Source organism: Phyllobacterium sp. P5_D12 (assembly GCF_054049495.1).
Map to the genome: position 1 here is coordinate 1 of NZ_JBFUMG010000001.1, position 22,674 is coordinate 22,674.

Below are 22,674 nucleotides of genomic sequence, written 5' to 3' on the forward strand. Positions count from 1 at the left end.
TCCTTAGACCTTTCAGCAGGTCATGGTTATCGTGATTTCCGAATGAGTCCAAATACTTGCCCGCTTCCAAGACATAGCACCACGAGCCGGCATCGTCCGCGTAGATTTGTCCTTCGAGATAGTCGAACCGACCTTCCCTTATCAACCAATCCTGATCGAACACGAGATCGCTGAAAGCCTGGTATGAGAGTTTGAACCTCCGCACTATGGTCGACGCAGAAACAAGTTTCAGTGTTGCTCGAGTAATGAGGGCGCATTGGCCCAGCCCGCACAGCGTAGTATGGAAAAGGTCCGGGTTGCGGGTCGCCGAACAATCAGCCGTATCCTCATTCAATAGGACTAGCTCGAGTGAGTCGACGTTGTCGGCTTGAGCGCCGTAGGTTGCGGAGGTGCCGCCAAGGCCACCTACTACGAGGGTTCCCCCCACGGACAGCCCGAGATAATCCGGCAGGACAGGTGGAGTTAGACCGAGCGGAAGGGTTGCAGCCRGTACGTCGCGCCATTGGATCCCAGCATCAACGACGATGTGCGTTGTTAAAACATCGCGGACGCTGTGCCACGTCGAACTATCAATAATGATACCTCCACCTACCAGAGCCTGACCGTTGGTGGAGTGCCCCTGCCCGCGCATAGCCAAGGGGATCCGGTGCTGCTGACAAAACCTAGCGACTATAGCGATATCTCTCGTTGAGCCCGGGTCAAGCACGGCCGACGGGCGCGCGGCAACGATATTGCGAAGTCAGTTGCTACGGATTCGCAACTTCGGCTTTCAATAACCAAGGTTCCATGGAGAGGCGGTAAGGGGACAAGCCCCTCTCTCGCATTGGCGTTTTCAAACCACGCGCTCGTCGTGGATCGAAGGCAATTAGTGTCGAACTGGTTACCATGAGCGCCTCCTTTATCTGCCTTCGTGTTCACGTGATAGAAATGAGTTCAGCTGTTGCAGAACGAGATGCGGGGCTTCGAGCTGAGGTAAATGGCCGACGCCATGCAAGATTTCAAACGAGGCCTGCGGGATCAGTGCATGAAGCGCTTTGCCTCGCTCCAGCGGAATCCATGGATCGTCCTCGCCCCAGATGATCTTTACCGGACACCGAATATCTCCGAACATCGGCTCGACGTCGGCAGTGTATTTTTCGTCGGCTTGCGCGAATTGCCGATAGAAGCTTTCTCGCCCCTCTTCGGAAAGCCACGGCTCGACAAGTTTCTCGAAATCACCGGCATCGACGCTATTGACTAGCGCCCCTTGGATGTAAGCCCGCACGATCGCCTGATGGATGTGCTGCGGTACCCCCAGAAATGCATCCACATGGCGACCAACATGAGCGAAGAACTCCGATCCCCAAGGACGCATCGCGACAACGTTCATGAGAACATATTTGTCGAAGTCGCAATCATGCAGCAAGTGCGCTCGCAGCGTCGTCGCTCCGCCCATGTCATGGGCAACGACGATCGGCTCCTTAAGGCCCCAATACCCAAGCATCTCGGTAAAGACCTGTCCTTGCACGTCCAGCGATGTGCGGTGCTCCGCGCCTTTGTCGGATCGCCCGTATCCGGGCATATCGTACCAATGAACGTGGTACCTCTTTGCAAGATCCGGAATTATCCGATGCCATGAGAATGAAGACCACGGCCAGCCATGGGCGAGTACCAGTGCGGGCCCGTTACCAAGTCGACCCGCCGCTACGGTGCCAGTAGATGTTTCAACGGTTTCATCGAGTTTCCACAACATCAAATATTCTCCTTGTTGTTCGAGAAGACATCGTGCGGGTTGCCGCAGACTGTACTTTCAAGGAGCGTATCGGCGATACTGTCTATCGTTCATCTACCAAATCGTTCTGGCGTGAAGCGTGCCGTCACCGGGTCCGTGTTGCCGTTGATGAGCCCGGCGACTAATCTGCTCGTGATGGCGGCCAAGGTGAGTCCGAGATGGCCGTGGCCAAAGGCATAGACCACATTCTCGCTATTGCGGCTCCGTCCAATGACCGGCCGCGAATCCGGCAGAGACGGCCTGAAACCCAGCCACCTCGCTGAAGCCTGATCCAATTCGGGGAAATACTGCCGGACTCCGCGGTCCAGGAGTTCAAACCGCGAAGGATTGGGGCCAGCCGAGGTTCCGCCAAGTTCCACTGTGCCGGCAACCCGAAGCCTGCCGGCCATCGGCGTCATGTAAAATCCGAGATGGGTTGGACAAACGGGACGCTGGAGCAGCGGACTTTCCGTTGCAAATTCGAGATGGTAACCCCGCTCGGTTTCGAGTGGAATCCTGTCCCCCGCCTGCAAAGCGAGTTCCCTGGAAAAAGCGCCAGCCGCGATCACTACGGTTTTGGCCGTCAGATCAAGATCGGGCCCGCTAAGATGGGTCCCATCGCCAGTGATTTTGAGTTTAACCACTCGCGATCTATGAACGCCAACGCCTTTGGCTTTTCCTGCTGCGGCCAGCCGACGCATCAACGCGCTCGGATCCGTGACATGTATGGAGTCGGGGAAAAAGACGCCGGAGCCCTCGAACCGCGGAAGCGTCGGCTCCATCGCAGTCACTTCCTCCGCACTGAGTGTTTCCTGACGCATCCCGAGTTCGCACCGAATCGAATGAGCCCACGACCCGCGGGAGCGGTTGCTCGTGTTTTGCTGCACATAAAGACAGCCGTTCCTGCGCATGAGTTTTTCGGCTCCGGCTTCCACCGTCATCTCTTCCCAAGCCGGCAGAGCTTCGACCAGCAAGTCTGCCAGAGCAGCAGCATTTGCGCGGGCCGCCGCAGGCAGGGATTGACGTACAAACTTCACCAGCCAAGGTGCAATCTGGAAGAGTGCTGCCCAACGCAATGAAAACGGGCTGTCGGCATCGAACAATAGTCGCGGCAGATTTTTGAGAACATCCGGGTTGCCCACTGGCACGCAAGCGTAGTCTGCAAATGTTCCGGCATTTCCGAACGACGCTCCCGAACCAGGTTCGTTCGGGTCGATCATAAGGACCTCGCGCCCCTCTGAAGCCAGTCGCAATGCTATCGTTAGACCGATCACGCCAGCGCCAACAATTGCGATTTCGACGCTCTTTGACTCGCTCACTTGATTCTCCTAGACGAAGCCCGGAATCTGCAGATGACCCGCTTCCAACAATTCGCGCATTGTCTTCAGAGCACGCCGGAGGTCGTCCCGGGAGCGAGCCGCACCGACATTGATGCGTACGCCGTGCTGCACGGGTTCACGTCCGATTGCGAAAGCATCACCAGGCAAAACACCAACGCCTCGCTGCAGGCACGTGCGGGCAAAGCTGGCGCCGCGCCAGGGTTCGGGCAAGTGTAACCAAGCGTGGGTTGAGGTCACATCGGTCTGAAGATCGAAGTCTCCAAGCATTTCGGTGAGAATGTGTTGCCGTTGTGAAAGCTCCGCTTTCTGGGCGTCGATCACCTCAACCGCGGTGCCCTCTTCGAGTAGAATGGTTGCGATCAGCGCAGCCATCGGATTAACGCTCCAGCAGTTGATTCGGAGCGCTGCCGCCACCTGCCCCATCATGAATCGCGGCCCAATAGCAAAGCCAAATCTCAATCCCGGCGCCACGCACTTGGAAAATCCGCCGATATAAACGGTTAGTTCCGGTTCGAGACTAGCGAACGACGGCGGGGACTCGTTGAGCAGCGGACGGTAGACATCATCTTCGATGATAAGCACATTGTGTCGCCGCGCTATTTCAACAATTTCTCTGCGTCGCGTTTCCGAGAGGGTGATTGTTGTCGGATTATGCAGGCTGGGCACCAAGAAAACCGCTCTCGGTCGCCATTGTACGCAGGCGGCGTCGAAGGCGTCGGGCCTGAGCCCACCCTTGTCCGTCGCGATGCCCCGCAGGTCGAGACCGTGCGAGCGACAGAGGGCATTGATGCCCTGGTATGTCACTTCATCGGCTAGAATGACATCGCTTTTCTGGGTCACGGCACTAAGGACGCAGTCGAGGGCATGCTGGGCACCGATTGTCAGTACAACCCTCCCCGGATCGCCGTCACCCGCAACTGACTTCAGCCAATCCGCCACTGCCGTTCGTGCCCAGAGCGGCCCCTCGGCAGGATGGTAGTCCTGAATTGAATCATAGTGGCGGTTCTTGGCAAGTCGTGGCAGAAGCGCTGTGAAAACGTCGAGATAGGCATTGGTAGCGGGGCGGTTGATCGAAAGGTCGACGATACCTGCCTCTTCGCTTGGAGCAGAAACGAAGCCAGCCCCAGCGTCATTCTTCTGATCCGCGACAAGCATGCCCCTGCCTGGCCGCGCATCGATAAGCCCGCGCTCCTGAAGCGTGGAGAAAGCCCGCGTTACGGTTGTTACATTGATTCCAAGGCTTTGGGCGATCTCGCGTTGGGGCGGCAGCCGTTCGCCGGCAGTGAGCAGACCGCTCGCGATCCGGTCGGCAATTGCGTCCGCAAGGCGACGGTAAACGGGGCCTTCGCCTCCGGAAAGCTGCAAATCTTGCATCATCAATATTGAGCCATTCTGCGCGTTAACATCCGGCTTGTACCATACGACAAATGGCCAAACAATCGAATTCATGTGGGATAACTTTTCAATCAACATAATTTTTGTTGGAAATGCCACACAATTAGAACTTGACATACCGATTGTATGGTTCATTATCCCACCAATGGCCGATTGTATGATCATATAAGTTCAAAGATCCCCCGAGGAGGAGCAGATGTGCCCAAAACTTTGGTTGCGTGAAGCAGAGTGGATGCAACTCCAACCGCGCACGCCGCATATTGTAGCTGGTGACCCGGTCCAATGATGGTCGCGCATACGGATAGACAATTTGAAACGTTAACTGCGAAAGGCGTCTCTCACGCCGAACCCGATCGCTTTGTCGAATTTGTTGACGTGGAAAAATCCTACGATGGCCGCACGTTTGCAGTGACACGGCTCAACATGCATGTGGCAAAGGGCGAATTCCTTACATTGCTCGGGCCTTCAGGCTCCGGCAAAACGACCACGCTGAACATGCTGGCGGGCTTCGAGCGTCCGACCAATGGCAGCATCATGTTAGACGGGCAATCTGTCGACCGTCGACCACCCTATGAACGCAACATTGGCATGGTCTTCCAAAACTACGCGCTGTTTCCGCACATGACTGTCGAGGAGAACGTCGGGTTCCCGCTTTCCGTACGCAAATTTTCGAAAGCTGACGTAACCACCCGCGTCCATAAGGCGCTGGATATGATCCAGCTGCGGAAGTTCGGCGACCGTCGGCCTGGGCAGCTCTCGGGTGGGCAGCAGCAGCGCGTCGCACTAGCTCGAGCGCTGGTGTTCGAACCAAGCCTTGTTCTCATGGACGAGCCGCTTGGAGCGCTTGACAAGAAGCTGCGCGAACACATGCAGCTTGAGATCAAGCAGCTTCATTCCATGTTGGGAGTGACCATCGTTTACGTCACCCACGATCAGAGCGAAGCGCTGACCATGTCGGATCGCGTCGCTGTATTCAACAACGGCGGCATCGCCCAGATAGGCACGCCGGACAATTTGTACAAAAAGCCGGAGAGCCCTTTCGTCGCGAGTTTTATCGGCGAGAACAACACGCTCGAAGGCGTTGTCGACCAGATCTCGGGCCATGTTTGCCAAGTAGCCCTGAAGGGTGGCGGACTCCTCCGCGCAACTCCCATCGACATTGGAACTCAAGGAACCTCATGCCAAGTCGCCATCCGCCCTGAATGCATTCGGATCGCTGCGGCTGCCGATGAGGAGAACGATTTCGAGGCAACTGTCGAAGGAAGAATCTATCTCGGCGATCATTTGCGGCTCCTTGCGCGGCTCGACAATGGCCAATTGCTGAGCGTGAAGGTTGGCCCTGAAACGATAACGACAGAAGCTCAACGAATTAGGCTCGGCTGGTCTCACACGGATTGCCGCGCATTTCCGGCACAGCAATAGGTACAACGACCACAACTAAGAACAAGAGAGGGACCCATGAAACGCAATTCTTTCCATTCCGTTGCCTTGGCGACAGTCGCCGTCTGCGCACTTTTCAGTCATTCTGCCATTGCCGAGGAGTTGTCGATCATGGCCAGCGGCGGTGCGTGGCAGGACGCGCAGCGTAAAGCCTGGTTCGAACCTTTCAGCAAGGAAACCGGCATCAAGATTGTCGAACAGGAATATCTTGGCGATCTCGGCAAGGTCAAAGCCATGGTCGACACGGGTAATGTGCCGATAGACCTTGTTACCGTCGAGACTGCTACGGTTCTGCAGGGTTGTGATGCAGGCATTCTCGAACCCCTCGATTATTCAAAAATCGCCGACCAATCCAAATTCATCGAGGGCTCCGCTCTCAAGTGTGGCGTCGGCCTTGATGCCTATGGCGACATCCTCGCCTATGATCCAAATGTCCTGAAGGAAGCGCCGACGTCCGTGCTCGACATCTTCGACACGACGAAGTTCCCCGGCAAGCGCGCAATGCGGAAATTCCCCGCGCAGAATCTTGAATGGGCGCTCATGGCCGACGGAGTGCCGGCAGATCAGGTTTACGAGGTCCTTGGCACCCCGGAAGGCGTTGATCGCGCATTCAAGAAGCTGGATACGATCAAGAGCGATATTGTCTGGTGGGATGCCGGCGCGCAACCGGCACAATTGCTTGCCTCAAAAGAAGTGGTCATGACGACGGCGTGGAACGGCCGCATCCAGAATGCGATCGACACGGATTCAAAGCCGTTCAAGATCGTCTGGGACGGTCAGATCCTTGAGTATGACATGATCAGCATTCCGAAAGGCGCGAAGAACCCGGAGCTCGCCTATAAATATCTCGCCTATATCAGCAAGCCCGAGAACAACGCCAAGCTTGCAAGCCACATCACCTATGGTCCGGTGCGTACCGACGCAACTGAGTTCGTGGCTGCCGATGCGCTGCCCAAATTGCCGAATGCTCCGGAGCACATGAAATCCTACCTCGTCGCCGATACCGAGTTTTGGGGCGATTATGGCGAGGATCTGGTCAAGCGCTTTAACGCCTGGCTAGCGCAATAGCCATGTCCACGGTCCAGCCCACCAACATGGATCAGGGGCAGTTCATTACCGCTCCCGATGCGGCCGACACCAGGTCGGTCGCGGCAGCGATCCGAAGATCCCAGGCACGCGAACGCCTGCGCTCGTTCGCGCTTGCCATGCCACTCCTTGCCCTGTTGCTCCTCAGTTTCGGCATTCCGATTGCCATTCTCCTGTCGCGGGCCGTTTACGACCCAACGATCGCCAATGCTTTACCGCTTACCGGCGCTGCGATGCAGAGGTGGAGCGGCAACGGAATCCCCGATGACAAAACCCTTGAAGCACTCGCCGCCGACCTGAAGGCCAGCCAGCAAAATGGAAATCTTTCCGAATTTGCGAAAAGTTTGAATGCACGGTTACCCGGCGCCCGCAGCCAGATCCTCAAGACCGCCCGCGCACTGGACAAGGAAGGAGTGACTGACACTGTATCCGTCATCAAATCGGTGCCGTTCTGGACCAGCCCCGGTACGTGGGCGACAATAGAGAGAGGAAGACATGCCCTCACCTCATTCTATCTCTTGAGTGCGGTCGACCTTCGCTGGAACACCGATGGAAGCATTGAACGCGTCCCGCCAGAGCAGGCTATATTCCTGCGCGTCTTCGCACGTACCTTCCTCGTTGCAGCAACGGTTACGCTTGCTACGCTCATATTGGGCTTTCCCCTCGCTTACCTGATTTCCAGCGTGCCAAAAACACTGGGGGCGATACTCATTGTTGCCGTTCTACTGCCGTTCTGGACGTCGATCCTCGTGCGGACCGCAGCATGGACCGTGCTTCTGCAGAAATTCGGGCTGGTCAATGATGTTCTCCTCTGGCTTGGCGTGACCGGTACCAGGCTTGACCTGATGTACAGCCGGCTTGGACTCGTCATTGCCATGACCCACATCCAGTTACCGTTCACGCTACTGCCGATCTACAGCGTCATGCGCACCATCCAGCCGTCGCAGATGCGCGCAGCCTATTCCCTGGGCGGCAGGCCGTTAACATCGTTCTTGCGCGTCTATCTTCCACAGGTTGTGCCGGGAATTATGGCGGGCTGTTTGCTGACGTTCATTCTCTGCCTCGGCTACTACATTACGCCAGCTCTTATCGGTGGTGCCGGCGACCAGCTGATCAGCAACTTCATTGCCAACTACGTCAATGTCGAACTGAATTGGGAAATGGCTGCTGCGCTCAGTTTTATCCTCCTCGTTTTCACCATGGGACTTTATGCGGTGTTTGCCCGCATGCTCGGTCTCGATCGCTTGAAGCCGGTGTGATCATGCTGTTGTCTCCCTATACCACGATCGGTGAACGAATACGGGTTACATTGTTGTGGCTCTGGGGCGCCCTCGTAATCGCCTTTCTGATGGTGCCGATTCTCATTCCTGTGCCGCTTTCGTTCAACAGCGGTGCCTTTTTCGTGTTTCCGCTGGAGGGGCTTTCCACTCGCTGGTACGAGGTGGTTCTCGGCACCGACCGCTGGCAGACGGCAATAGGGAACAGTCTTATCATCGCCTTCGGCACCACAGCCCTCGCCACGGCGCTCGGGACGTTGACGGCGATAGCTCTATCCAGCGACAGATTCCCGGCGCGACGCATCATCATGCCGCTGGTGATCTCCCCCTTGATCGTGCCGGTGGTCATCACCGCTGTAGGGTCCTATCTCTTCTATGCACGGGTTGGTTTGGCCAGCACCTATCTGGGGATCATTCTCGCGCATACCGCCCTCGCCAGTCCCTTTGTCGTCGTGACTGTTGGTGCCAGCCTGACGGGATTTGATCGCAACCTTATGCGGGCGGCATCGATCGCTGGCGCGAAACCTGTCGTCGCATTCTATCGGGTAATGCTGCCCTTGATCCTGCCCGGCGTCCTGTCGGGAGCGGCTTTTGCCTTTGTAACTTCCTTTGATGAGGTCGTCGTTGCCCAGTTTCTTGCCAGCGCCAATCAGCGAACGATGCCGCTCGAAATGTTCATCGGCCTGCGCGAAAGGCTGAGCCCGGCAATCACCGCCGCCGCAACGCTAATGATGCTGCTTTCGATCATATTGCTCGTGGTTGCCCATCTTCTGGCAAGACGCGGTGCCAGGAAGATAAAAACATTCGCGTGAGATCCGTGTCTACGTGAACGTGACGTAGCACCAAACGTGAGCCGACGGCGTGGCCATCAATGATTTCCGGGTGAGGCCTTCGGTGGAAGCTGGTAGGCAAACATGATGATCAGCAGAGGTATCAAAGTTATCAGCGCTATCATGGCCCATGCATCATTGATCGATTGCACCATCGCCGCCCTTGCAACCATTGGGCTGAAAATGCTCTGAGCAATCGCATCGAATTTGCCCGGCATATGCGCAACAACCTCGTTGGCAGGCATTCCAATAAATCTTTCCGTCCGCTGATCCCCCGCCAGCAAGCCGTTGGCTATTGCGATGCCGTGCGTTGTTGATCGCGTATAAATGACCGTGTCAATCAGCGCCAAACCTATCGCGCCGCCAAGATTGCGCATCAGATTGAACAAGCCACTGGCATCCGGAACCCTGTCATCTTGGAGACCACCCAGGGCAAGACGCGTCGGCGGGAGCAGACAAAACATTATTGCCAGACCGCGGATGACTTGAGGCCAGAACATCGCGGCAGCATCGGTTTGCGGTACTTGAAACGCACTGCAACCGAGGCCAATTGCGAACAACAGAAAGCCTATGGTTGATAGCAGTCTCGCTTCGACCCGCTGTTCCAGCATGACGGCAAAGGGCGCAATCATCAGCTGCGCAATGCCGGTCACAAGCATTATTTCGCCGATTTGCAGTGCGTTGTGGCCCCTGACGAAAGCCAGGAAAACGGGCATGAGATATACCGATCCGAACAGACCGAAGCCCAGAACAAAACTCAGAATGCAGCCAATAGTGAAATTTCGGTCCTTGAAGTTATGCAGATCGACTATCGGCGTGAGCGACGTCCATGTACGCCGGGTAAAGGCAGCCAGCATAACCACACTGAAAGCCGAAAGTGACAAAACGACGGGGCCTAGCCAGCCGCGTTGCGGCGCTTCTTTCAATGCGATCTCCAACGCGGCAAGACCCATCGCCATCATTGCGAGCGATTGAAAATCAATCAAACGGAAATACTTGAGCTCCATTGGCGCGCGCGGAAGCAGTAAAGCTGCCAATGACGCCGCGACCAGGCCAGGGACGACATTGATTAAAAAGAGCCAGTGCCATGAGTATGTCTCCGTGATCCAGCCCCCGATGATTGGTCCAACCGTCGGAGCCATGACTGCGACGACACCAGCCACGGTAGTGGCGATGCTTTGGTGCCGCTGCGGAAACAACAGGAAAACCGCAGAGAAAACCAAAGGGATCAAGGTCCCGCCTGAGAACCCCTGCAGGACACGCCAGCACAAAAGAGCATTGAAACTATCGCTTTGCGCACATCCGACGGAAGCAGCGGTAAACAGCAATGTGCCAGATACAAAAAGCCGCCGCATACTAAGCAAGCGGGTCAAGAAACCCGTGAGCGGGATCGCAACGATTTCGGCGATCAAATAGGCGGTCTGAATCCAGCTCATCTGATCTGGGTTGATGCCCAAAGCACCCTGGATTGTTGGTAGCGACGTGGCGACGATCTGGACGTCGAGAATGGCCATAAACATCCCGATGCACATTGCGAAAAAGCCCAGCCAAGTTGAAAGACTTGGCAACCGCGCTTCGCCTGCATCAGGGCATTGCATCATGGCRCAACTCCGAAAGCGCGGAATTCTCTTCGCGAATCCTTACCGCCAGAACGAAGGCATTCAGCGCGGAGAATGCGAGAGCATACCAAACCAGCCCAAAGCACAAGGGCAGCACGGCGATCTCTCCGATCACGACGACATAATTCGGATGCGAAAGGAAACGGTAAGGGCCTGTTCTCACGAGAGGGCTTCCCGGCAGAACGATGATGCGTGTGGTCCAGCGCTTACCCAACGTCCCAAGCACCCAGAACCGCAAGCCTTGGAGCAATATGAAAACGGCAAGMCATCCCGGTTCAACCGGCTTATCCCAGGCAAAAGTCCACAAGCCGACAAGCCAGGCAGCATGCAACGCCACGATGAACATATAATGACCCGGCGCGGCCTCATATGCACCCTTCGCGAGCAGGGCTTTGGTGTTATGTCTGGCGAGCACGAGCTCGCCAAGACGCTCGATAGTGACGAAAGCGAGGAGCATGGAAGCCGCGATCATACGGCTCTCTTGAGTGAGACACAGCTGACGCTGAAGCCCGGGCCCATCGCTGTCAGCAATGTGCGGGATGGCAAACCCGGCTCGACGACGCGGTCGAGAACGAACAATGCCGTAGGGGCCGACATATTTCCAAATTTGGATAGCACGTCACGTTCATGATCCAAGCTCCCTTGACCAAGGGAAAGCGCAGTCTCGAGGGCTATCACGACCTTGGCTCCGCCGGGATGACAGGCAAATCTATCGACGTCTGCAAGTTCAAGATTCGCGCGTCCGAGGATTCCGGAAATGGCCGGGGCGATGCGCTCTTCGGCAAAAGGCGGAATATCGCGATCGAAAATGACGCCGAAACCCTGTCTGTCAACGCTCCAACCCATTATGTCCAGCGTGTTTGGCCAAGTGTGCTGGCCGGACATCTCGATGTCGGCTATTCCTTCGTCTGCAACCTTCAGGACGCATGCCGCCGCACCGTCCCCGAAAAGCGCGCTGGCAACGATATTGGCTTTTGTCAGTTGATCCAACCGGAACGCCAGTGTGCACAGTTCAACAGCGACTAACAGGACGACGGTTCCAGGTCTTGACTTCGCAAGTCGGGAGGCAATGGAGAACCCGGATACACCGCCCGCACAGCCCAGACCAAAAACGGGCACTCGTTCGATGTCATCGCGAAATCCCATTTGCTGGGCCACGCGGGCTTCCAGACTCGGAGTGGCGATACCCGTCGACGAAATTGTCACAACCGTGTCGACATCTTTTCCCCTGATGCCTGCCTTCTCCAAGGCGGTATTGGCAGCTGAGACGAACAAACTGCGCGCTCCCTCGATATAAGCGGCATTTCTTTCCGGCCACCCCAAAGGTTCCAGATACCATTCTAGTGGTTGGACAGCGTAGCGCGTACGAATGCCCGAACTCTCGAAGACTTTCGCCAAACGGTCAAAGTCTCGGAATCGGGCCGAAAAAGCTTTGTGTGCCGCAGCAGCGGCATCACGTTGCTGAATAATGTGGGCGGGCACTGCTGTGCCAATTGAGATCAGTTTCACGGATTGAGACATCGACACTCCTTGGTGACATTGCCTCTGCTGTCGACGTGGCACAAGTGCTGCCACGAGGATCCTGCAGGACACATCCGTTCGACAACACTTGAACTGGTATCAATATTCGGGGAATAATTATACCGCCGGGTCTCGATAATTACTGACAGAAGTAAGGGCCGCCGCCGTCGAAGAAGGGCGGGATCTGCAAACCGATTGGATGCCTACCAGTTTGGTGAAGACGACGGCCGTGTCGTCGCATGTCCTCTGACACACTCAACAAACGTTCGAAAATCAAACTACACCGAGATTTCTTATCGTTAGCCGAATATGCTCGCGCGAGGCGAATTTGACTTTCTGCAAAAATACTTCAAAAATGAAGTAAGATTTCAATCATGCGACAATATAGTCTCCGTACAAAATTTTATTTGTGGAAACTGTCACGTTAGTTCAAGTTGAAGATGGTTGATTGATACTATCGTCTTTTCAGAGATGGAGACTCAAATGCCAATTGACAGGTTTTTGTTCGATCTGCTTGGGGTCGGAGAGATTAATGGTGTCTATAACGTTGCCATCGGTACCGATCGGGCCGAGGAAATTCGCATAGACAGTCCCTCTCGCTGGTATGTTGAAGGCCATGGCGGCGGCGATACGCTCATCGGCGATATATATGACACGGTGGGCTATGCCTCCTCGCCCGAGGCGGTGCGGATCGATTTAACYTCCGTGGGCACTGACGGGTACCTCGACATTGCCGCCGGCGGGGATGCCTGGGGGGACCGGGTCGCCGCCGGATTCTCCAGCGTGGTGGGATCGGAGTTCGATGATCTTCTGACCGGCGACGGGCGCGACAATGTGCTTGCAGGCCTTGCCGGCGACGATGGCCTGGTCGGTGGCGGCGGCAATGACATCCTTGCCGGCGGCCTGGGCGCGGACTCGCTCGATGGCGGAACCGGAGATGACAGGCTTCTTGGCGGGATCGGGGATGACATTCTGCGGGCCGGCAGCGGCAATGACTGGCTTGAAGGCGGGCTGGACAATGACCGGATGAGCGGAGGGGAAGGCAATGATCATCTCCTCGGCGGTGATGGCGATGACTGGATCGACGGCGGCACGGGCGACGATCTGATCAGCGGCGCGGCTGGCAATGACAATCTCGTTGGCGGTGATGGAGTTGATAGTCTCGATGCCGGCGCGGGAGACGACACGATCAGCGGAGGCGCTGGCGGAGATCGCATCAATGGCGGCGAYGGTATCGACAGGATCAGTGGCGGCGTGGGCGTGGACCATATCTGGGGTGGCGCAGGTGATGATTTCATTGCCGGGGGCGACGACAGGGACTATATCGCCGGTGGCGATGGCAACGATCTGATCGACGGCGGTGCCGGGCCGGACTTTATCTGGGGTGGTGCCGGAAATGACGTGCTCATCGGGGGGACGGAACGGGACGAACTGATGGGCGGTGCCGGAAATGATATCATCGTCAGCAATGGCGGCAACAACATCATATCGGGCGGTGAAGGCTTCGACACGCTGGACATGTCCCAGGCACGTGATCCCGCCGATATCGGTCCGGACTACTATCTCGATATAGAACATTTCATTGGAAGCCGTTTCGACGATTCAATCGGCGGCAATGCCTCGGACAATATCATCGAAGGCGGGTTTGGCTCCGATACGCTAACCGGGAGCGGCGGAGCCGACACGTTCACTTTCGACAAGGCCGGCGATAATTTTGCGTTCCGGGCAGCGCAGACCGGCAGCGACACGATCACCGATTTCAATACCGCCGAAGGAGACAGGATCGATCTCAGCGGCATCGACGCCGATGCCGCTGCATCCGGTGACCAGGCCTTTCATCTTATCGGCGGCAGTGAATTCTCGAATTCTGCGGGCGAGCTGCGGGTATTCCAGGTCCAACAGGATAGGCCAGCCGATCTCGATCATTGGATGGTCGAGGCCGATAGCAATGGCGACGGTATCGCTAACTTGATTCTTCAGGTCGACGGGCATCTCGATTCCGGATTGTCAGCGCATGATTTCACGCTGTGAAGCCAATTCTGCGCTTGCCTAGTCAAGCTTGGACCCCCGTTCCGCTAAAACCCTAAGATCGCTAGGGACCGTTTATCCATGCGACCGTCGCAGAATTGATCCAAGGCACGTTTGAAAACAACAGGATCACTCGATGCCATCGAAAAGAGCGTCATCGACGAACAGAATTTCAGATCATCTGGAGATCCCAGTATTCGATTGAGAGGCGTACCGGTGTGGGTCAACAATGTTTCAGTGCAGATCACCAACCGGTTGCCCAGAAGCCGATGACCCAGATAAGCTCGCGCCTCTTCAAGCGATGCTATGCCGTAAAACTGTGCCATGGAGGAGCGGCCAAGGTTCTTCAGCTGTGGAAAGACGAACCACATCCAATGACTGCGTTTTTGTCCTGACCTCAATTCCTCGAGTACTTGATCGAAGATAGGTTCTTGCACTTGGACAAATCTTCCCAGGTTAAATTCGGTTGCTTCTGTCATTACACTATGTGTCGCGACCTCCTGATCGAGCTTTTCGGCGCGCCCGCTATTGCCACATGCCTCGCATACGCGCTCCGATGTCCACGCGCATCTTTGGCGGCTCCGTTTGTCCGGCCGCGGTAGACCGTGCCAGGGGCCATGAGACGCATTCGAAGTATTGCAGCAGCGTCGCCGGGATGAATCGTGTCCGAGAAGCATAAACATGCCGGTCACCCTGGGCATTCTGGCCATGGGTAAAGAAGCGCTKCGGCACAACAAGGTGGAGATTGTCCTTGGCGCGAGTCATGGCGACATAAAGCAATCGCCGTTCCTCTTCGAGTTCTGCCGTAGAACCGACACCGAGGTCGGAGGGCATGCAGCCATCGACAACATTGAGTATATAAACGGATTTCCACTCCTGGCCCTTGGCCGAGTGGATAGTCGAGAGAATCAGATAATCCTCGTCAAGCAGCGGCACACCGGACTGGTCGCTGGTCGCGTCCGGYGGATCAAGCGTCAATTCAGTGAGGAATCGCTCCCGCGATGGATAACCCGCCGCAATCTGTTGCAATTGCAAAAGATCAGCTTGCCGCATTGAGGCATCTTCGTGGATGCGTTCCAAATGCGGTTCGTACCAGAGCCGAGCCTGCTCGATCTCGGCCGGCCACGCCGGTTTCCCTGCAGTGATCTGCTGTAACATTTCCACCAAGCCCACCCAGTCCTCGCCGGCGCGCGGCGGCACGGAGATGTCGGCGAGTGCTGCAATTGGATCAGCTTTTTCCGCCATTTGATCCAGCACACGTTGCGCAGACGAAGGCCCGACACCGGGCAAAAGTTGCATCAGCCGGAAACCCGCCACGCGGTCGCGCGGGTTCTGCGCAAAACGTAATGCGRCAAGCATATCCTTGATATGGGTGCTATCGAGGAATTTGAGCCCGCCGAATTTGACGAAGGGTATGTTGCGGCGTGTCAACTCCACCTCCAGAGGCCCGCTGTGATGCGACGTTCGGAAAAGCACTGCCTGCTGTTTTAAAAGGGTACCGGTTTCGCGGTTCTCCAACACACGTTCCACAATATAACGCGCCTGATCGGTCTCATCGCGAACGGTGACAAGTTGCGGCCGTTCAGCCGATTGCCGTTCCGTCCAGAGATTCTTGGTGAACCGTTCCGAGGCCAGGTCGATGACGCCGTTGGCGGCGGCAAGGATGGTCTGCGTAGAGCGGTAGTTTCTATCGAGCGTTATGATATCCGCGGGCGGGTTGAACGCCTTGGGAAAGTCCAGGATGTTGCGAACTGTCGCGGCGCGAAACGAGTAAATCGACTGTGCGTCGTCTCCAACCACGGTAAGGCCCCGTCCACCTGGCTTCAGCGCCAAGAGGATCGAAGATTGCAGGCGGTTGGTGTCCTGGTACTCATCTACCAAAACATGGTCGAACCGGCCGCCCATATCGTCGGCGAGCATTGAGACACTGGCGGTTTGCGCCCAGTAAAGCAATAAATCGTCGTAATCGAGAATGTTCTGATTCTGCTTGGCTTCGACATAGGCGGCGAAAAGCTGGCGCAGTTGAGCATCCCAGCTAGCACACCAGGGAAAGGAGGTCTTCAGCACTTCGTCGAGCGGCTGTTCCGAATTGACGGTGCGGGAATAAATAGCGAGACAGGTGCCTTTGGTCGGAAATCTGCTTTCCTTTTTGGAAAAGCCCAATTCATGCCGGACGATATTCATCAGATCGGCAGAATCCTCGCGGTCATGAATGGTAAAATCCGGGCTGAGGCCGATCTGATCCGCATATTCGCGCAATAGACGGGCGCCAATGCCATGGAATGTACCCGCCCATTCCAGAGCGTCGACCATAATACCGGACTTCGCACCCAGCACCTGACCGCATATGCGCTCGACGCGGCGGGACATCTCGGCGGCGGCCCGGCGTGAAAACGTCATCAGCAAAATCCGGCGCGGATCAGCTCCGTTTACGATCAGATGTGCGACGCGATGCGCAAGCGTATTGGTCTTGCCCGAACCGGCTCCAGCAATCACCAGTAGCGGGCCAGCCACCTGTCCTATGCCGTATTCCACCGCCATGCGCTGCTCGGCATTCAGTTTTTCCAGATAGGCAGCGCTCATATGGTCCCCAACAGGCAGCCTCGCGAATCAGCCGCGAACAGAGAGGGAACGTAACATCACGGAAATTGGTTGGGAAGGTCAAGCTTGAGTGCACGGTTACAGCGGGCTTTCAGCGGGATGAAACCATCGGCGTACCAAGGCGTTCTGCTATTGCTGATCATTTCAGCAAAGGCTCATTTCGGAGTTCCAATACCCTGCGATCGAGCCACATCGCTCTGGCCACCGAAAGGATGCTACCATGGTCGATGATTTCGACGAAGACGATGAAGATGTCTGGGCAGTTCACAATTCCCTCGGCTGGTACATCGGCATATTTGTTGCTGGCGTGATAGTGGCAGCACTCGTCGCGAATTTTGTCTAAAATACCTTGTATTAATAAACGAGTGCGCGAGAGCTTCGGCACAATACTTTTGGATACTGTCTAAGAAATAGTAGCAAACCGCGATTGATTGAAGCGGCTGCCATATCCGTGCAGACTGACGTGGCTGATTGACCCCAGCAGGCCCGGTGCCCATCCCCCCAGCCCCGCCCGGGCCTTTTTTCCATGAAAGTGCATATGATCCGAAATGGATTCCGACGACCAAGATCCGCCAAAAGCCGAGTATGATCCGTATCTTACGCCGATGCGACCCTACGTGGTGCTTTTCGTCGTGGTAACTGTCGCGGTGCTTTTTGCAGGTTGGTTGTTCAGTCGGTGACATCCAACCCCAAGAGGAAAGCTTAGCTCGTTCATGTCAAAACAGGCTCCGAAGATTTGAAGCCTGCTTTGAATTCTTAACCTCGGATATTCTGATAGTTTGGCCTATCGTTGGCCGTTACCCCCTTTGCCACCGCCGTTGTTACCGCCATTTCCGCCTTGGTTGCCGTTCCCGCCACCGGAATTACCCTGTCCGGAATGGTCACCATTCTCTCCGTTGTTGTGGCCGCCCGAATTGCCGGGAGCGTCCTGATCGCCATTGCCATGACCATTGTTGCCGCCGCCATTGTTGCCGCCGCCATTGTTGCCGCCGCCATTGTTGTCGCCGCCATTATTGCCGCCGCCGTTGTTGCCGCCGCCATTGTTGCCGCCGCCATTGTTGCCGCCGCCATTGTTGCCGCCGCCGTTGTTGCCGCCGCCATTGTTGTCGCCGCCATTATTGCCGCCGCCGTTGTTGTCGCCGCCATTATTGCCGCCGCCGTTGTTGCCGCCGCCATTATTGTCGCCGCCATTGTTGCCGCCGCCATTATTGTCGCCGCCATTGTTGCCGCCGCCGTGATTGCCGTCACCACCATGATTGCCGCCGCCATTATTGCCGCCGCCATTGTTGCCGCCGCCATTGTTGCCGCCGCCGTGATTGCCGTCACCACCATGATTGCCGCCGCCGCCGTGATTGCCGTCACCACCATGATTGCCGCCACCGCCATGATTGCCGCCACCACCATGATTGCCGCCACCGCCATGATTGCCACCATCGCCGTGATTGCCACCACCGCCGTGATTGCCGCCGCCACCGTGGTTGCCGCCGCCACCATGATTGCCGCCACCGCCATGATTGCCACCATCGCCATGATTGCCACCACCGCCGTGATTGCCACCACCGCCATGGTTGCCGCCGCCACCGTGGTTGCCGCCGCCACCGTGATGACCGCCATGGTGCCCACCGTGATGACCGCCGGGTCCTCCAGTACCAGGGTCGCCAGCGCCAGGTCCGCCAGTGCCAGGGTCCCCAGCGCCAGGCCCGCCAGTGCCAGGGCCACCAGTACCGGGCCCGCCAGCGCCAGGTCCACCAGCGCCAGGTCCACCAGTCCCAGGGCCACCAGTCCCAGGGCCACCTGTGCCGGAACCACCTGTACCAGAATTACCGCTCGCGCCAGAACCGCCCGCGCCGGCGCTGCCCCCACTACCAGAATTGCCGCTCCCAGATTTTCGGCCCGATTTGCCTGCCTCTCCGTCGCCACCCGAACGCTCGGCAGTTGAAGTCGTGGTGATTGCCCCCGTAGTTAACGGCGGACACATATCGAGTTGTTGCTTTGAAAGAACCAGTTTTCTGTTGAGAGCAAAGCAGCAAAGCCCTGCGTTATCGTTAGTAAGTGTTCGACATTGAGCTGCACTGGCAAAAAGAGCGCGTTTGGCTTGCGCATATGCTGGGGCGCTCGAAAACGTCGTTGAAACTAATCCTAAAGTGGAAATCGCCATTACAACGAGTAAACCACCGCGTTTTGCCTTGATTATTTTGTTTGTTATTGTAGGCATTTTACGTTTCCCTCAGAGTTAACTTTACAAGCAACTCACCATACTAGGAAAACATTTCGTTTTTTTCTTAGCCATTGATGGCTTTATTGCTTATCCAATCTGTAAGCTAATTATTATTTGGTTACTATTTAACAATGATGCTTAGGGGCCTTATAAAAAGATTAATGAAATGATTCAAAATATACCGTATTGTTTAACCTGATCCCGTCGCGGATTATCAGCCGCCCAATCGTTCTAGAGGATAGTGTTAATCCTCGCCAGTAGCGGCAAAGACGACGTACCCAGCCTCAGGCCCTGAAATTAATGCCGTCACGGCATGTTAATAACCGACGTAAAACTTCAAGGCCGAGAACATGATTTTAACGGGTTAACGCGCAAGCTGCGTTTGGCAATTCGCGGGAGAGCGTCGAATGATTCGCAAATATTCTCTGCTTGTTTTGACGGCATTAGTAATTGGAAGCTCAATTTCAGCTCCGGCATTTGCGCGGGGCACTGAAATGCAACTCAACGGCAAGGGCTTTGGCCCACCGGCATTCCGCTCCTTTTGCGGACGCTTCGCGAGCCTTTGCAACACCCGCTCAGGCGCCAGGATTGTCCAGTTGACAGCGGATAAACGCCATCAACTTCAAACGGTTAACTCAACCGTCAACTCGAGCATCAAGCAACAGAGCGACATGCAGACCAATGGTGTCGAGGACCTCTGGACGATCCCGACGAAAGCCGGGGACTGTGAAGATTTCGCCATCCTGAAGAAGCGTGAACTCCTGAAACGAGGCTGGCCAGCGGCATCACTGTTACTTACGGTTGCCCGTCTTCCCTTCAGCAATGAGGGGCATGTGGTGCTGACTGTTCGCACTTCAGACGGCGACCTCATCCTCGACAATCGCACCAACTCGGTCAGGGACTGGTCGAGCACGTCGTATCGCTATTATGCGCGCCAATCGCAAAAATCGGCGGGCTGGGATAGAATAGGCAAAGCAATCCCCATCGACGTTACCGCGCGGCTGAAGTAACTACCTCAACCGCTTGCATCCAAAATTCAATCGCAGGATGAGATTCTCATCCCGGATTCGACCTTTCTTACATAGGAATCGGATCAAACCGTGTAAGAATCGCTTTTTTTTGTTTTGCTTTCTCACCGGATCAAGCTGGCCGTCGACAAGTCGTGCGGCGCGTTGCCGCCTTCCTCTGCCAGATGTTGCTATTGCCGCAATCAGGTGAAAAACTGGTGACCTATTCGCTCTTGCAATGAGAGGCCCATCGAAATTTTTCTGGTGGGAAATCTGATTCCCGGCATGACTGACATCGATGAACCCGGCTCCTCGAGTGAGTCGCTCTACTGGCGGCAGAACCTCGTCGTCTGCCTGCTTGGCTCTTTCACGACGATCGTCGCGATGACGTTGATCCTGCCTTTCCTGCCACTCTACATTGAACAGCTCGGCGTGAAGGACCATGCGGCGATCGTCCAATGGTCGGGTATTGCCTATGGCGCAACATTTTTCTCAGCGGCGCTCGTGGCGCCGCTGTGGGGGCGTCTCGCCGATCTGTATGGACGCAAACTGATGCTCATCCGCGCCAGTCTCGGCATGGCGGTCGCCATGTCGCTGATTGGCATGGCGACCGATGTCTGGCAGCTTGTGTTCCTGCGGCTTTTGACCGGACTGCTCGGCGGCTATGCATCGGGCTCCACTGTCCTGGTGGCAACACAGACGCCGAAAGCGCGAACCGGCTGGGCACTCGGGACCCTTGCGTCAGGCATCATGGCCGGCAATCTTGTCGGCCCGCTGATCGGCGGCGCGCTGCCGCCGTTGATCGGCATCCGCCAGACCTTCTGGCTGGCTGGAGGTGTCATTTTCATCACCTTTCTGGCGACGAGTTTCTTCATCAAGGAGGAATGGCGCCCGGCAAAGTCGAAGACTGACAGACAGGGCGGCGGCTGGTCGGCCATTCCCGACAAGCGGCCAATCATCGTGATGCTGCTCGCAGGCATGCTGCTGATGCTCGCCAATATGTCGATCGAACCGATCATCACGGTCTATGTGGCGCAGCTCGTCGACAATCCTTCCCATGTCACAATGGTGGCCGGTATCGTCATGTCGGCGGCGGCGCTGGGAAGCATCCTTTCAGCATCGCGTCTCGGCAAGCTCGCTGACCGCATCGGCCATTGGAACGTCATCGTTGCGGCGCTTGGTGTATCGGCACTCCTGTTGATCCCGCAGGCATTCGTGACCGAGGGGTGGCAGCTTGTCGTTTTGCGCTTCCTGATGGGGCTTTCGCTCGGCGGGCTTCTGCCCTGCATCACCAGCGTGATCCGCCATAGTGTTCCCGACCGCGTCTCCGGCACTATTCTCGGCTATGCCACCTCTTCGCAATATGCCGGGCAGGTAATCGGCCCACTTGCCGGCGGATTTGTTGGTGGGCATTTCGGCATGCGCGCAGTCTTCCTCGGCACCTGCCTGATGCTTGGCCTCGGCGCGCTCTATGGCTGGCTGGTGCGTCCGCGATAGAGCCGCTGTTCGTCGGCAGGTTCAACAAGCTCGAAGGCAATGTTATCGGCGAGATGGGCAATGAACTTTTCGATAATCTTCAGTGCGGCCTCCGCATGGCCGGAGATGGGGTAACCCGAAGGTTGCAATAGAAAAAGCGTGCGCGTGAGCGGTGGATTGGCAATCTTGCGTGCAATCAGCGTACCGGCCTCGACCTCACGCGCGACGACGCCATAGGGCAGAAGTGCGGAAGCGGTGCCTTGCGCTATCAGTCCCTTGATCGCTTGCTTCGATTCAATCTGATAGGTGACATCGAGTGGCAAATGCAGTTGCTCCATCGCCTGTTTGACAAGCTGGATGATATGGCTCTTTTCGGTGGAGATCACGAAAGTCGCCCTGGAAAGTTCGGCGAGATCGATTGGCCCCTGCTTGTTGAATTCTGTTGCCGGACCGGTGACGAAGAAAAGCGATTCGGTGAGGACTGGCGTGCAATTGACCGCCTTAATATGTGGAGCAACGTCGAATGCCAGCGCCAGATCAATCTCACCTCTGGCAATCCGCTCTGGCAGATTGTGGCTGATATCTTCGATGATATGTGCTTTGGCGGCCAGGTTCTGCCGGTTGAATTCCTGTGCCAGCGGGGCCGCGAGCAGCATGGAGAGGCTGGCTGTCAGTCCGATCGACAGATGCCCTGGCTCCGGGTTGTTGAAGTTCTTTATATTCTTCTTGATCGTCGCGAACCGTCCCAGCAGGTCCCTGGCTTCTTCGAGAAAATACTGGCCGGCAGGCGTTGTCTTGATGCCCCTTGGGCTGCGATCCAGCAGTTGCACACCGAGCTCCTGCTCAAGCGCAGTAATCTGCGAGCCAAGCGCCGGCTGGACTATGTTCAATATGGCCGCGGCCTGCGTGATGCTTCCGCTCTCACAAACACAAACGAATGATTCAAGCTGACGAACCCTCACCGATTTTTCTCCTCTGCACGAGCCCGTCTTACCATGCCGGCAGGGTCAGGTCATGCGGAAGAACGTTTCCATTGGGGAATACAGCTCGCGGGGGATAGAGCCTTATTAGAATGTTTCAGGTTTG

19 protein-coding genes are annotated in these 22,674 nt (G+C 56.3%); 8 read left to right on the top strand and 11 right to left on the bottom strand.

Annotated elements, in window-relative coordinates:
- From ACXJ5O_RS00005 to ACXJ5O_RS00020, 4 genes are all read right to left on the bottom strand, one after another.
- A partial coding sequence (locus tag ACXJ5O_RS00005; protein ID WP_457298075.1) for an FAD-binding protein occupies positions 1-706 on the bottom strand: 706 nt, incomplete at its 3' end.
- A 192-nt stretch (positions 707-898) separates the two neighbouring features.
- Positions 899-1,732: an alpha/beta fold hydrolase gene (locus ACXJ5O_RS00010; protein WP_457298076.1), complete on the bottom strand. Its 834-nt coding sequence runs from the start codon at positions 1,730-1,732 to the stop codon at positions 899-901.
- An 89-nt stretch (positions 1,733-1,821) separates the two neighbouring features.
- Complete coding sequence (locus ACXJ5O_RS00015; protein WP_457298077.1) at positions 1,822-3,069, bottom strand: NAD(P)/FAD-dependent oxidoreductase; 1,248 nt, start codon at positions 3,067-3,069, stop codon at positions 1,822-1,824.
- Positions 3,070-3,078: 9 nt separating this feature from the next.
- Positions 3,079-4,539 (bottom strand): aminotransferase-like domain-containing protein, encoded by a 1,461-nt coding sequence (locus tag ACXJ5O_RS00020; protein ID WP_457298078.1) that lies wholly within the window; start codon positions 4,537-4,539, stop codon positions 3,079-3,081.
- A gap of 231 nt (positions 4,540-4,770) precedes the next feature.
- Between ACXJ5O_RS00020 and ACXJ5O_RS00025 the strand changes: the two genes are divergently transcribed.
- From ACXJ5O_RS00025 to ACXJ5O_RS00040, 4 genes are read left to right on the top strand one after another with little or no spacing between them, the layout of a single operon-like run.
- A complete protein-coding gene (locus tag ACXJ5O_RS00025; RefSeq protein ID WP_457298115.1) occupies positions 4,771-5,907 on the top strand; it encodes an ABC transporter ATP-binding protein in 1,137 nt (378 codons plus the stop codon).
- A 36-nt stretch (positions 5,908-5,943) separates the two neighbouring features.
- Positions 5,944-6,993: an ABC transporter substrate-binding protein gene (locus ACXJ5O_RS00030; protein WP_457298079.1), complete on the top strand. Its 1,050-nt coding sequence runs from the start codon at positions 5,944-5,946 to the stop codon at positions 6,991-6,993.
- A 2-nt stretch (positions 6,994-6,995) separates the two neighbouring features.
- On the top strand, positions 6,996-8,270 hold the full coding sequence (locus ACXJ5O_RS00035; RefSeq protein WP_457298080.1) for an ABC transporter permease: 1,275 nt from the start codon (positions 6,996-6,998) through the stop codon (positions 8,268-8,270).
- A 2-nt stretch (positions 8,271-8,272) separates the two neighbouring features.
- Positions 8,273-9,100, top strand: a complete 828-nt coding sequence (locus ACXJ5O_RS00040; protein ID WP_457298081.1) for an ABC transporter permease — start codon at positions 8,273-8,275, stop codon at positions 9,098-9,100.
- Between the two features lie 56 nt (positions 9,101-9,156).
- Here ACXJ5O_RS00040 and ACXJ5O_RS00045 read toward each other — a convergent pair whose 3' ends face one another.
- From ACXJ5O_RS00045 to ACXJ5O_RS00055, 3 genes are read right to left on the bottom strand one after another with little or no spacing between them, the layout of a single operon-like run.
- On the bottom strand, positions 9,157-10,719 hold the full coding sequence (locus ACXJ5O_RS00045; RefSeq protein WP_457298082.1) for a DHA2 family efflux MFS transporter permease subunit: 1,563 nt from the start codon (positions 10,717-10,719) through the stop codon (positions 9,157-9,159).
- Entirely contained in the window at positions 10,703-11,209 is a 507-nt protein-coding gene (locus ACXJ5O_RS00050) for an isoprenylcysteine carboxyl methyltransferase family protein (protein ID WP_457298083.1), read from the bottom strand. Before ACXJ5O_RS00050 ends, ACXJ5O_RS00045 begins: the two co-directional genes overlap by 17 nt.
- On the bottom strand, positions 11,206-12,258 hold the full coding sequence (locus ACXJ5O_RS00055) for a type III polyketide synthase (RefSeq protein WP_457298084.1): 1,053 nt from the start codon (positions 12,256-12,258) through the stop codon (positions 11,206-11,208). Before ACXJ5O_RS00055 ends, ACXJ5O_RS00050 begins: the two co-directional genes overlap by 4 nt.
- Positions 12,259-12,741: 483 nt before the next feature.
- Between ACXJ5O_RS00055 and ACXJ5O_RS00060 the strand changes: the two genes are divergently transcribed.
- Positions 12,742-14,289 carry a calcium-binding protein gene (locus ACXJ5O_RS00060; protein WP_457298085.1) on the top strand — a complete coding sequence of 516 codons (1,548 nt, stop codon included), beginning with the start codon at positions 12,742-12,744 and terminating at the stop codon, positions 14,287-14,289.
- A 44-nt stretch (positions 14,290-14,333) separates the two neighbouring features.
- Here ACXJ5O_RS00060 and ACXJ5O_RS00065 read toward each other — a convergent pair whose 3' ends face one another.
- Together ACXJ5O_RS00065 and ACXJ5O_RS00070 are read right to left on the bottom strand one after the other, a co-directional pair.
- Entirely contained in the window at positions 14,334-14,765 is a 432-nt protein-coding gene (locus ACXJ5O_RS00065) for a DUF1810 domain-containing protein (RefSeq protein ID WP_457298086.1), read from the bottom strand.
- 46 nt (positions 14,766-14,811) lie between these two features.
- Positions 14,812-16,869, bottom strand: a complete 2,058-nt coding sequence (locus tag ACXJ5O_RS00070) for an ATP-dependent helicase (protein WP_457298087.1) — start codon at positions 16,867-16,869, stop codon at positions 14,812-14,814.
- Between the two features lie 238 nt (positions 16,870-17,107).
- On the opposite strand from ACXJ5O_RS00070, the gene ACXJ5O_RS00075 reads away from it, so the two are divergent.
- A complete protein-coding gene (locus ACXJ5O_RS00075; RefSeq protein ID WP_271895251.1) occupies positions 17,108-17,230 on the top strand; it encodes a hypothetical protein in 123 nt (40 codons plus the stop codon).
- A 441-nt stretch (positions 17,231-17,671) separates the two neighbouring features.
- Here ACXJ5O_RS00075 and ACXJ5O_RS00080 read toward each other — a convergent pair whose 3' ends face one another.
- Entirely contained in the window at positions 17,672-18,865 is a 1,194-nt protein-coding gene (locus ACXJ5O_RS00080) for a hypothetical protein (RefSeq protein WP_457298088.1), read from the bottom strand.
- Between the two features lie 647 nt (positions 18,866-19,512).
- Here ACXJ5O_RS00080 and ACXJ5O_RS00085 point away from each other — a divergent pair.
- Complete coding sequence (locus ACXJ5O_RS00085) at positions 19,513-20,115, top strand: transglutaminase-like cysteine peptidase (protein WP_457298089.1); 603 nt, start codon at positions 19,513-19,515, stop codon at positions 20,113-20,115.
- A gap of 282 nt (positions 20,116-20,397) precedes the next feature.
- On the top strand, positions 20,398-21,609 hold the full coding sequence (locus tag ACXJ5O_RS00090; RefSeq protein WP_457298090.1) for an MFS transporter: 1,212 nt from the start codon (positions 20,398-20,400) through the stop codon (positions 21,607-21,609).
- Here ACXJ5O_RS00090 and ACXJ5O_RS00095 read toward each other — a convergent pair.
- Positions 21,582-22,550, bottom strand: coding sequence for a LysR family transcriptional regulator (locus ACXJ5O_RS00095; protein WP_457298091.1), 969 nt, complete (start codon positions 22,548-22,550; stop codon positions 21,582-21,584). The genes ACXJ5O_RS00090 and ACXJ5O_RS00095 overlap by 28 nt on opposite strands.
- Positions 22,551-22,674: the final 124 nt, after the last annotated feature.

Coding starts and splice junctions, on each gene's coding strand:
- ACXJ5O_RS00010 (WP_457298076.1), bottom strand. CDS start 1,732: ATGTTGTGGAAACTCGATGAAACCGTTGAAACATCTACTGGCACCGTA.
- ACXJ5O_RS00020 (WP_457298078.1), bottom strand. CDS start 4,539: ATGAATTCGATTGTTTGGCCATTTGTCGTATGGTACAAGCCGGATGTT.
- ACXJ5O_RS00025 (WP_457298115.1), top strand. CDS start 4,771: ATGGTCGCGCATACGGATAGACAATTTGAAACGTTAACTGCGAAAGGC.
- ACXJ5O_RS00030 (WP_457298079.1), top strand. CDS start 5,944: ATGAAACGCAATTCTTTCCATTCCGTTGCCTTGGCGACAGTCGCCGTC.
- ACXJ5O_RS00035 (WP_457298080.1), top strand. CDS start 6,996: ATGTCCACGGTCCAGCCCACCAACATGGATCAGGGGCAGTTCATTACC.
- ACXJ5O_RS00040 (WP_457298081.1), top strand. CDS start 8,273: ATGCTGTTGTCTCCCTATACCACGATCGGTGAACGAATACGGGTTACA.
- ACXJ5O_RS00045 (WP_457298082.1), bottom strand. CDS start 10,719: ATGATGCAATGCCCTGATGCAGGCGAAGCGCGGTTGCCAAGTCTTTCA.
- ACXJ5O_RS00055 (WP_457298084.1), bottom strand. CDS start 12,258: ATGTCTCAATCCGTGAAACTGATCTCAATTGGCACAGCAGTGCCCGCC.
- ACXJ5O_RS00065 (WP_457298086.1), bottom strand. CDS start 14,765: ATGACAGAAGCAACCGAATTTAACCTGGGAAGATTTGTCCAAGTGCAA.
- ACXJ5O_RS00075 (WP_271895251.1), top strand. CDS start 17,108: ATGGTCGATGATTTCGACGAAGACGATGAAGATGTCTGGGCAGTTCAC.
- ACXJ5O_RS00080 (WP_457298088.1), bottom strand. CDS start 18,865: ATGTGTCCGCCGTTAACTACGGGGGCAATCACCACGACTTCAACTGCC.
- ACXJ5O_RS00085 (WP_457298089.1), top strand. CDS start 19,513: ATGATTCGCAAATATTCTCTGCTTGTTTTGACGGCATTAGTAATTGGA.
- ACXJ5O_RS00090 (WP_457298090.1), top strand. CDS start 20,398: ATGACTGACATCGATGAACCCGGCTCCTCGAGTGAGTCGCTCTACTGG.